Below are 7,831 nucleotides of genomic sequence, written 5' to 3'. Positions count from 1 at the left end.
GAGAATGGACCAACCGATTGCACCCTCTCCTTGGGAGGATCCACTGTATACCCCAGGCGCGCCTTCTACATCCTGTTTTGTGGGAACGCGTGTGAGGTAAGGGAATTGACGATTACGGGCGGAGCAGCAATGTCTTACCCTGGCGGAGGCGCAATACTGGTAGCGTACGCTTGTCCCACTATACGAGCTTGCCAATTCTTTAGCAACTGCGCTTGGAACGTTCCGGGACTTGCACCAGGGTGTGGTGGGGCCCTGTTTGTGTACGGCCAGAATGGCGCCAGTCCATGCCAGGTAGTGGACAATACTTTTGAAGGCAACTTTTCAGAGGCATATGGAGGAGCTTTCTATGTCCATCCCATTGCATCAGTGGTTCTCCGCGCCAACGAATTCTGTGCGAACTCTGCACTGTTTGGTGGAGCCGCTTACCTCTTGGGATCCGTGTCCTTTACGCTTAATACGGTAACGCTCAACACAGGATCTGGCGGAGCCATCTTGGTTGCCTCCGCTACCTCAGCTACCGAGAACACATCTGACATCATCGCCAATACCATTACATGGAACAACAACCCCTCTGGAGATGAATGGACCTGTGGAGGAGGTATCTATGTAACAATGGCCTCCCCAACAATTATTGATAACCTCATCTGCAATAATGCCGCTCAGCTTGGCGGGGGAATCTATAGCGAAGATGCCGCTCCTGTCATCCACAACAACACCATAGCAGGAAACGTCTCTTACCGGGCTTCCGGGGGCGCAATCTATCACACATCTTATCCACTGCTCGTGATTCAGAATTCAATCGTGTGGTACAACGGCAGTACAAGCCTCTACAACTGCGACCCCTACCATTCATGCTTTGAGGGGGCGGTGGAGAATGACGGGAAGTACAACATTGCCGGGTTCCCTCAGTTCGTCGATCCCGGGTCGGGAGATTTCCGGCTGCAGTCATATTCCCCATGCATAGACGCGGGCGATAGCGACGTTGTAGTGGAAGGTGATGCCGATGCCGACTACAATCCCCGCTTGCTTCTTGACGAGGTGGACATGGGGGCTTTCGAATCGCTCTCGATCAGCGACGACTCCGATACCGATGGGCTTCCTGACGACTGGGAGATGGAGCACTTCGGCGACTTGGACGAATCGGCGTCCGGTGACCCCGACGATGATGGCCAATCCAACTACGAGGAATACAGTGACGGCACTCCTCCTGAGAACAAGACAACGGTCGTGTACGTTGACGCACGAGCTACGGGCGTCGAGGACGGCACCATCGATCATCCGTTCAACACCATACAGGAGGGCGTGGATCTCTCAGTCGGGACCGTTTGCGTAGCTGGGGAAATCGAGAGCGAAGGTGGAGAGTATGCCGAGGAGGTCGTCGTTCGTAACAAGGCCCTCAACATTCTGGGTGGTTACAACGGGACTTTTGCCACGTGCGATCCATCCACGTACCCAACGACAATAGACCCCTCCAGCCTGCAGTCCCACGAAACCGGTCGTGCCGTAACCTTCATCGGATGCTCGTATGCAGAGCTGCAAGGTTTCATCATTTCGGGGGGGGACGCTTCCCTCGGTGGAGGAATCTTCTGTGACAGGTCAATCGTAGTCATCTCGGATAATATCATCCAAGACAATAAAGCCCTCGTTGGTGGGGGAATCTGTCTTTACAAGTGCTACAGCCCGACAACGGTTTCCGATAGCACACTGCTCTCCAATACAGCAAGAGACGGTGGCGCGATAGCCTGTTTTGAGTCCTATGCCATAATAGACGGCAACACCATTGGTAATGAAGCCTATCCGAACCAGGCAGAGCGTGATGGAGGCGGTCTCTACTGCCAGGCGGCCGCCACCATCTACATCAAGAACAACCTGATCTCGTTCAATGAAGCTCGGGGTCATGGAGGCGGCATTGCCTTCTACAAGTGCCAACTGCCTACTCCACGGTCGCCGGAAAAAGCAAGCATACAGAAAAACCGCATCACCGATAACAAGGCCTGGATCGGTGGCGGTTTGTCGATCATGAGGACCACCAACTGGTCGGCGGTCTGGAACGTAATATGCGGCAACGCCGCGAATCAAGGGGCCGGAATCTACACGAGCGCATCGACAGGTTCGCGCGCTTACGTCTGGGCCCTGCAAAATAACACAATAGCAGATAACGATTCTTCCGATCCGTTCTGAAACGAGGCGTAAAGGAGTGCAGTGATGAAGAACGCAATCAGCTTGTCGGTAGCAGTGGCGTTGATGTTCGCAACAGTGGCTTTTGCCGAATCAATCGCCGTTCTGGAGGCGGCGGGGCTCGGGGAGAGCGCCCGGGCCGAGCTGTATGACAATCTGTCCGCCGCGGGATTCATCTTTCAGCGGCCTCTTGTGGGCCGCCTTGCGGGGCAGGGGAGCGTGTGGACCATTCCTGACGGCATGCCAATGGCGGACGCCGCGGCCATCGCAGGAAGCCTCGATGGCGTTGTCGGCACGGAGGATCTCAACGTTTGTGCCGAGCCTTTGGAGTGTTCGCCGGTCTCCTACGCGTTGCCGGGTCAAGTCAGGGTGATCATCAGCTACCCTCCAGGTACGCCAGAGCGTGAAGCCGTTCGCGATGTCCTTCGATCAAAGGGTTTCACATTTGTAGCGCAGGATTCATCAGAGAGCATCTGGTCTCAGCACTACGCCGATGTCTGGCAGTGCTTCCCCAGGGAGTATGCGCTTGAAGAGGCAGTTGCTGCCGCAACTGTGCCTGGCGTGGTCACAGTCCAGTTGCTCGGCAGAGGCACTCAGGCCATGGCGGACGGAGTTCAGTACGCCGGGGTCTTGGAGCTTCCCGCTCTTGATGAGCCGGGTCGCGCGGCGCTTCATTCCAGGTTGACAGACTTGGGGTTCATCTATGCCCGTCCCCTCAAGGGCCGCCTCCAAGGGCAAGGTTACGCTTGGATCGTGCCGAGCGTCCCATGGGCAACTTCACAAGTGAAAGATACTCCTGGAGTTCTATACGTTGTCAATGTGAATCGCGGCGAGGCGCTCGTCGAGTACGTGGGGATAGTTCCCTGCATGCCTGGGAAATTGTATCTCTTCTACGCGGAAGGCACCGACAAGTGGGACACACGGAGAGCTTTGCAGGATAAGGGATTCATGATGTTGCACGACGACCAACGGGTTCCTCCGGATTGGACAAATTACGGAATGGAGACGTGGGTGTATCTGAAAAAGGAGTTCTCTGTAGTCGAGGCCAGAGATGAAGTTCGAAGTACATCGGGAATCTCAGCTGCATACGGGGTGGGCCGCGCCTGGCCTTTCACGGGAGACCTGAACACAAGCTTGCGGACAGTTGCAGTCTGTCTTGGCAAGAGCGTTGCCGGTTCTTGTGAGAACTGCGATGTCAATGGCGATTGGCGGATCGACATATTGGACCTCATCGTTCTTCGGAACTACATGCAGCAGCAGCCGATGCTGACGAAGTAGGTTTTTCAGGGACAATAGCGTTTCAGTGGAGGAAACCATGTCACGGATCATGCTTCAGTGTGGGCTTGTTCTTGCGTTCTTCAGCGGCGTCATGAAGCTCGCCGGCATGGCGGCGGCATCGCCTTCTACAACTGCGAATTGCCTACTCCAAGATCGCCAGAAAAGGCGAGCATGCAAAAGAATCGCATCTGCGACAACTCATCAAGCGCCGGTGGCGGTGCCATCAATCTGGAGGATTGCGGAGCTGCCGACGAAAGCGTGATCGTCCGGAATAATCTCCTTGCCGGCAATGAGGCACCATCGGGAGGCGGGATACGCATGAGCATGTCTGAAGTGACCTTCACGAACAATACTGCGGCCGACAATTCGGCCGCCGATCCTGATTGAAAAGCACAGGTTCGCTCCCTCGGGGACGAAAAAGGAGGACACGTAATGAACACGCACTTTTCGAGCATCACAGTCTTGGTGTTGGCCCTTGGCGTGCAATCGCTCGCGATTGGGCGCTCGGCGCTCGGCGCGCCGTTCCACTACACGGTTCTTGAAGATCAACAGAGTCCCCCGGCTACGCTCGCTGCGCTCCATGTCCAGCTTGAGGCCATGGGCCTGCAGTTGCTGCGCCCGCTGCTTGGGAAGCTTGCTGGTCGGGGCTACCTCTGGAATTCGCCGCTCGAGCTAACCATCCAACAAATCGCTTCCATTCAGGCGATCGAAGGCGTTCACGGAGCATATGACGCGTATCTAGGATGGTTAGAGTGGTACAACAACCGTCTGATAGCGGCCGGAAGCATCGGCATTTTTTTCGAGCACGGCCTCCGAGATGCCGCGGCCGCACAACTCGTCCTCCTGGGTTTTCGCCGTCCTCAGGGGCCAATATCGGACGATGAGTGGTGGCGTTACTCGCCGCTCGAATACTCGTATCCGCAGGCGTCGGCAGCCGCCTTGGTTATACAAGGGATCATCAGAACATATCCTTCTGGCGTATACGAACTCTACTCCTGCCTTTTCGACGTCAACTCGGACGGCACAGTTGGGATACTCGACCTGATATTTATCCGTGCGAGGATGGGGCAGGACCCGCTGAGCGGCAACAACAGGGCAGCCGATATCAACAACGACGGAAAGATCAATATACTTGATCTCATTTTCGTCCGTAACCAGATCGGCAGTCACTGCCCGTAGGCATTCGTAAGGAACGATTCAGGAGGCACGACCATGGGAAAAACTCATCTGCCAAAGTCGGTTGGTCTCTTAGCTCTTCTTGCCTGTCTTGCCTGCGCTCTTCCAGCTCAGCCGGGTGAAGAGGAACCCGAGCTTGAGATCGTCAATGGCCGCAAGGTAGCACCAGGGAGCCTGTACATAGTGATCGACAAGTCACGATTGGCGGAGGTTCGCAATAACCTTGCGCAGCGAGAGTTTCGACCCGCAAGGCTATCCAACGCTCAAGAAGCAGGCTGGTGGAAGTTCGACAAGCTCCTCACCGTTCCCGAAGCACTGAAAATCGTACGCCAGATTCCCGGCGTGGTCCGGGCTCATCCTGACGGAGTATACGAATTGTACGGTGCCGGAGGCAGGAATGATGCGTACTACCCGCTGCAATACGCGCTGCCCATGATGGATTTGCCGCAAGCTTGGAAGCTTCTCGGAACCTTTGATCCCATTGTCGTTGGCGTACTCGACACGGGTATGAGCGTAGGATTGACTGAGCAAACGCCCCCTCATGTTGATATCGGAGACAACATCTATGCCAACCCCGGAGAGGTACTCGACAACGAAGACAATGATCAAAACAGCTTTATAGACGATCTCCACGGTTGGGATTTCGACGGTGACGACAACGATCCTTCGGGCGGCCATGAGCATGGAACTTGGGTGGCAGGGGTGATCGGCGCGGTTTCAAACAATACCACCGGAATAGCGGGCGCAGTACCGTATGTCAGGATATTGCCATTGAAAGTCAGTATCGGCGCATCTGGGATCATTCAGGAGTCGTACTGCTGCGATGCTATCGATTACTGCATCCTGCAGAGGGTCCCTGTGGTCAACATGAGCTTTGGAGGTACCTATACCAACAATCCCTTCCTTCTGCACCTCCAGAACATCCAAGACAATGGCGTGCTTGTCATAGCGGCGGCCGGAAATAGTTCAGAAGATCTGGAGGATAACGGCCACTTCCCGGCCTGCTACAGCCTGGCCAATATCGTCTCTGTAATCGCCACCAATGAAGTCGACAACATGACACACTTCTCGTCTTATGCCGAAGCAACGGTTGACCTCGCGGCGCCGGGGGATCGGACCACGACAACGAGCCCTCCCAACGGATATATGGATGTAGACGGAACCTCTTTCTCGGCGCCATACGTTGCCTCCGTAGCCGCTCTCCTCCTGGCGAAGTATCCTGCGCCCAATCCCAACCCCAATCCGGGGCTCTACATCCGCCAACTGCGCCTCATGATTCTTGAAGGGGCGGATCCTGTGCCCTGCTTGCGCGGCAAGTGTGTGACCTCCGGCAGGGCAAATGCCTATCAGACTCTTCTCGTGCCTCCCGTCAAGACTGTTTCCCAGGACAAGACTGAGACGATTGCGATACCCGATAATGGAGATTGGAGGACAAGCTCGCTCACGTTCCCGACCGAACTGAAGGTCAGGGACGTTTCGGTTTCAGTGACCATGGACCACGAGCAGTTGGAGGACCTTGAGATCAAGGTGATCTCGCCGAGCGAAGATGAATTCGTGATCCTCAAGCCTGCCCCCGAGGGAAGCTACACGGGGCCGTGGCCGTCGGGCCGGGCGTTCGTTTTCGACACGAGCTGGGCGTTCCGCGGGCTGCAGTCGGCAGGCACATGGCAATTGGCCATCCGCGATACCGTCACGAACAGCCTTGACGGCGACCTTCAGGCCTGGGAGATCGAAGTCCACACCTACGATGATTCGAACGACGTCAAATCCGGCGGCGGAATCCTGTGTACGAACTCCTCAAACGTGACGATCAGCAACTCCATCGTCTATGGCAATACATCTCCGGCTCCGGCTGGCCATGAGCTTGTTGTCGCATCGGACGCCAGTCCTTCTACCGCGAGCGTGAGCTACTGCGATATCGACGGCGGTCAGAACGCCGTGCAGGTAGATGCCGGGTGCACGCTCACGTGGGGCACCGGCAATATCGATGCCGATCCGAAATTCTACGCCCCCGAGTCGCGAGACTACCATGTGAAGTCGGTCTACGGAAGATGGAATCCAGCCCAAAGCGGTTGGGCCATCGATGCCGAGACTAGCCCATGCATCGACGCCGGAGACCCGGCAACGCTCTTCCCGAACGAACTGGATCCAAGAGGCTACAGGATAAACATGGGAGCCTACGGCAATACGGAGCAAGCTTCGAAATACCAAATGTGGCCCATTCAGGGCGACACCAACCTGGACTGCTTTGTGAATATAATGGATCTCATCTTCATAAGAAACAGGATGAACCAGAGCATCGGGTCAGGCGACAACTGGCAGGCAAACGCAAACTCAGACCTAAGCATCAACATTCTGGATCTGATATACGTGAGGGCTCGCTTGGGGAACACGTGCCAGTAGTCTGAGCCGGCCGCGGATCGCCAAGAGACTCATGGGCGGGCACGTCTTCCTCTTCATGCCCGCCCTTGGTCATTTCAAGCGTGAGTGTTGCGGTTTACCAGTTCTCTCCGAGCACCTCGAAGAACGCCTGCGGATGGGCGCAGGCGGGGCAGGCGCCGGGGGCGTCGGTGCCTTCGTGGACGTAGCCGCAGTTGCGGCAGCGCCACCGGACGGGGGCAGGCTTCTTGAAGACGGTGCCGGCGTCGATATTGGCGGCGAGGCCGAGGTAGCGGCGTTCGTGCTGCCTCTCGGCGACGGCGATGGACTCGAAAATCCTGGCGATGTTCTCGAATCGGAAGGCCTCGGCCCGCTCGCCACGGCCTACGACATCGATCCGGCCAGCGTCAAGCTGGTGGTGGTGGGCCGGGTGCTCGAGCATTTCGACGAGACGATGCGCAGCCACGTGCGGGACTCGCTGACCCGCCGCGGCGTGATCGTCGACGAGGAATTCATCCAGCGGGTGGAACCCGAGGCGCACGCCGTTGAAGTGAAAGGCCCGAAGCTCTACGAGGAGAGCGCGCTCATCTGGTGCGGAGGCGTTCGCGGCAACAGCATCATCGAGCGCAACGGCTTCTCGGTGGACAAGCACGGACGGGGCAGGCCGTCCGCGCCGCTACCTCCGCCCGAGCGCAAGCCGGAACCGGAGCGCAAGCAGGAAGTGGGCGTGGGAAAGTGATTGACGCGCCCGCCCCACGCTGCCTTACGACTCGGGTTGGAAGCCGTCCCCGCATCGCGGATGGCGATGCTCCCGGACCAT

At 57.0% G+C, this 7,831-nt stretch carries 6 protein-coding genes and 1 pseudogene; 6 read left to right on the top strand and 1 reads right to left on the bottom strand.

The window, feature by feature from the left end:
* Positions 1–492 precede the first annotated feature (492 nt).
* From VM163_13890 to VM163_13870, 5 genes are all read left to right on the top strand, one after another.
* Complete coding sequence (locus VM163_13890) at positions 493–2,181, top strand: choice-of-anchor Q domain-containing protein (protein HUT04972.1); 1,689 nt, start codon at positions 493–495, stop codon at positions 2,179–2,181.
* Between the two features lie 24 nt (positions 2,182–2,205).
* The gene (locus tag VM163_13885; GenBank protein HUT04971.1) at positions 2,206–3,456 is read left to right on the top strand and encodes a hypothetical protein; all 1,251 of its coding nucleotides are present in this window, start codon (positions 2,206–2,208) and stop codon (positions 3,454–3,456) included.
* A 171-nt stretch (positions 3,457–3,627) separates the two neighbouring features.
* A complete protein-coding gene (locus tag VM163_13880) occupies positions 3,628–3,843 on the top strand; it encodes a hypothetical protein (GenBank protein ID HUT04970.1) in 216 nt (71 codons plus the stop codon).
* Positions 3,844–3,888: 45 nt separating this feature from the next.
* Positions 3,889–4,635 (top strand): dockerin type I domain-containing protein, encoded by a 747-nt coding sequence (locus VM163_13875; GenBank protein ID HUT04969.1) that lies wholly within the window; start codon positions 3,889–3,891, stop codon positions 4,633–4,635.
* Positions 4,636–4,668: 33 nt separating this feature from the next.
* On the top strand, positions 4,669–7,035 hold the full coding sequence (locus tag VM163_13870) for a S8 family serine peptidase (GenBank protein ID HUT04968.1): 2,367 nt from the start codon (positions 4,669–4,671) through the stop codon (positions 7,033–7,035).
* A 94-nt stretch (positions 7,036–7,129) separates the two neighbouring features.
* Here VM163_13870 and VM163_13865 read toward each other — a convergent pair.
* Positions 7,130–7,366, bottom strand: a pseudogene (locus tag VM163_13865) (rubrerythrin family protein).
* A 75-nt stretch (positions 7,367–7,441) separates the two neighbouring features.
* On the opposite strand from VM163_13865, the gene VM163_13860 reads away from it, so the two are divergent.
* Complete coding sequence (locus VM163_13860) at positions 7,442–7,750, top strand: hypothetical protein (GenBank protein HUT04967.1); 309 nt, start codon at positions 7,442–7,444, stop codon at positions 7,748–7,750.
* Positions 7,751–7,831: the final 81 nt, after the last annotated feature.

The sequence above is a fragment of the bacterium genome (assembly GCA_035527515.1).
In the GTDB taxonomy this organism is placed as follows: Bacteria; B130-G9; B130-G9; order B130-G9; family B130-G9; genus B130-G9.
The sequence above is the reverse complement of the archived record's forward strand: the minus strand, read 5'-3'. Positions and strand labels throughout refer to the sequence as shown.

Excerpts from the sequence above, each read along its gene's own strand:
- VM163_13885 (HUT04971.1), top strand. The coding sequence starts at position 2,206 with ATGAAGAACGCAATCAGCTTGTCGGTAGCAGTGGCGTTGATGTTCGCA.
- VM163_13880 (HUT04970.1), top strand. The coding sequence starts at position 3,628 with ATGCAAAAGAATCGCATCTGCGACAACTCATCAAGCGCCGGTGGCGGT.
- VM163_13875 (HUT04969.1), top strand. The coding sequence starts at position 3,889 with ATGAACACGCACTTTTCGAGCATCACAGTCTTGGTGTTGGCCCTTGGC.
- VM163_13870 (HUT04968.1), top strand. The coding sequence starts at position 4,669 with ATGGGAAAAACTCATCTGCCAAAGTCGGTTGGTCTCTTAGCTCTTCTT.